This window comes from Ideonella azotifigens, assembly GCF_006519715.1.
Classification (GTDB): domain Bacteria; phylum Pseudomonadota; class Gammaproteobacteria; order Burkholderiales; family Burkholderiaceae_C; genus Ideonella; species Ideonella azotifigens.
Genome location: NZ_VIDT01000864.1, coordinates 1 through 1,986, shown reverse-complemented (window position 1 = coordinate 1,986; position 1,986 = coordinate 1). Strand labels below are relative to the sequence as shown.

Here is a 1,986-nt window from a genome sequence, read left to right as displayed (position 1 = left end):
CGGAGCGAAACCGGCGTCGCCACCACCCGCCTGCGCCCGCTGCCACCGGAGCACTTCGCCAGCTACTGCGAGGCCGCGATTGCCAACTACGCCGAGCAGAACCTGCGCGCCGGCCGCGTCACCGCCGAACAGGCGCTGCCGCAGGCCCAGGCCGATTTCGCGCTGCTGCTGCCGCAAGGCCTGGCCACGCCGGAGCACTTCTTCCTCGAAATCCTGGCCTCCGAAAACGGCCCGCTGGCCGGCTGGCTGTGGTGGGCCATCGAAGATCGCCACGGCCACCGCAGCGCTTTCGTCTACGACCTGATGATCCTGCCGCCAGCGCGCCGCCGCGGCCATGCCAGGGCCGCCTTGCAGGCGCTGGAGGCCGTGGTGCAGGCCCAGGGGCTGGACCGCATCGGGCTGCACGTCTTCGGCTTCAACCACGGCGCCCAGGCCTTGTATGCGGCGCTGGGCTATCGTGTGACGGGGCTGAACATGGCCAAGCAGCTTTCCGCCTGAGCCGCTGGGCCCGGGGGATGGCGGGGCTGCCGCCTGCGCCGTAGGATGCGCGACGCTGCTCCCACCCGATCCCTTGCCCCTGGAAGTCCCGATGCCGGTCGATCCACTGCTCTACCTCACGCATGGCCTGTTCTGGACCAGCTTCGGGCTGACCCGCTGGTGGGTCTCGCGGCACGCCGCCGTGGCCACCGAAGAAGCCCCCGCCACCACCGGCACCTCCCAGGCCGTGCGCGGCGCCGGCCTGCTGATCGCGTTTCATTCGGTGGCCTTCGGCCTGATGTATTTCGAGATCGGCGCGCGCGTGCTGGGCGGCCGGGTGCCCTCGCTGTTCCCCGGCCAGCGGCTGGCCGGCACGGCGGTGATTGCGCTCGGTGCCTGGCTGGCCTGCTGGGCGCTGCGCTACTTCGCCTCCTGGCGCTTCCAGGCCAAGCTGGACACCGGCCACCGCCTGGCCACCGGCGGCCCGTTCCGCTGGCTGCGCCACCCGATCTACATGGCGCTGAACCTGCTGGCGCTGGGCTCGCTGCTGTGGGTGCCCAGCCCGCTGATGCTGGCCGCCCTGGTGCTGATGTGCCTGGGCAGCGACCTGCGCGCACGCGCCGAAGAGCGCCTGCTGACCCAGGCCTTCGGCAGCACCTACCGCCACTACTGCGACCGCACACCCCGCTTCGTGCCGGGTGTTTATTGACTCCTTCCCGAGGCCCGAATGCCGCTTGCCCTGAACCCCTCCCGCCGCGCCTGGCTGCTCACGCTGAGCCTCGCGGCCATGTCCGGCATTGCCGCCGCAGCAAGCGACGCGGCACCGAAGATCGACGCGCCCAATGTCGTGCCCATCACCCCGCGTCTCATCAGCGCCGGCCAGCCCACGGCCGCCGCGCTGGGCAAGCTGGGTGCGCAAGGCTTCGGCGCGGTGATCTACCTCGCACCGCCCACCTCGTCCGACGCGGTCAAGGGCGAGGCCGAGATCGTGCGCCGCCAGGGCCTGCAGTTCACCAACATCCCGATCGAGTTCAACAAGCCTGGCCCGCAGGACTTCGCGGACTTCGAAAAAGCCATGGCCGCCGCCGGCGACCGCAAGGTGCTGGTGCACTGCCAGGTCAACATGCGCGGCTCGTCCATGGTCTTCCTCCACCGCGTGATCACCGGCAAGGAAGACCCGGAAGTGGCCTATGCCTCGGTCACCAAGGTCTGGGCGCCCAGCGGCGTGTGGCGCGAATTCATCGTCAACACGCTGCGCGCGCACGACGTGGACTTCGAACCCTACTGAAGATCGCTCCCCAGACCCGGCGTTCCCCTGCGCCGGCCCTTCCAAACGAAAGCGCACTGCGATGACCCTGGAAGCCTTCCTCCGCACCGCCTGGGATGAACACGCTGACGCAGCACAGGCCGTGGCCGAGCGCCTGCCTGGCGCCCTCGACCTGCTGCAGGTGCCGGCCGATGTGAGCCCGCTGGTGCGGCTGGCCACGCATGTCTACGGCGAGCACCTGG

The 1,986-nt window shown here is 70.3% G+C and carries 3 protein-coding genes; all 3 read left to right on the top strand.

Annotation, left to right across the window (positions count from 1 at the left end; translation table 11 throughout):
- Window positions 1-498, top strand: a 498-nt coding sequence (locus tag FKP22_RS28585; protein ID WP_141291505.1) for a GNAT family N-acetyltransferase, incomplete at its 5' end; no start/stop codon positions are given.
- 91 nt (window positions 499-589) lie between these two features.
- A complete protein-coding gene (locus FKP22_RS28580) occupies window positions 590-1,186 on the top strand; it encodes a methyltransferase family protein (protein ID WP_141291502.1) in 597 nt (198 codons plus the stop codon).
- A gap of 18 nt (window positions 1,187-1,204) precedes the next feature.
- Window positions 1,205-1,765 carry a protein tyrosine phosphatase family protein gene (locus FKP22_RS28575; RefSeq protein WP_141291501.1) on the top strand — a complete coding sequence of 187 codons (561 nt, stop codon included), beginning with the start codon at window positions 1,205-1,207 and terminating at the stop codon, window positions 1,763-1,765.
- The last annotated feature ends 221 nt before the right edge of the window (window positions 1,766-1,986 follow it).

Bases quoted from the DNA above. Each gene is read 5' to 3' on its own strand.
- FKP22_RS28580 (WP_141291502.1), top strand. From the start codon at position 590: ATGCCGGTCGATCCACTGCTCTACCTCACGCATGGCCTGTTCTGGACC.
- FKP22_RS28575 (WP_141291501.1), top strand. From the start codon at position 1,205: ATGCCGCTTGCCCTGAACCCCTCCCGCCGCGCCTGGCTGCTCACGCTG.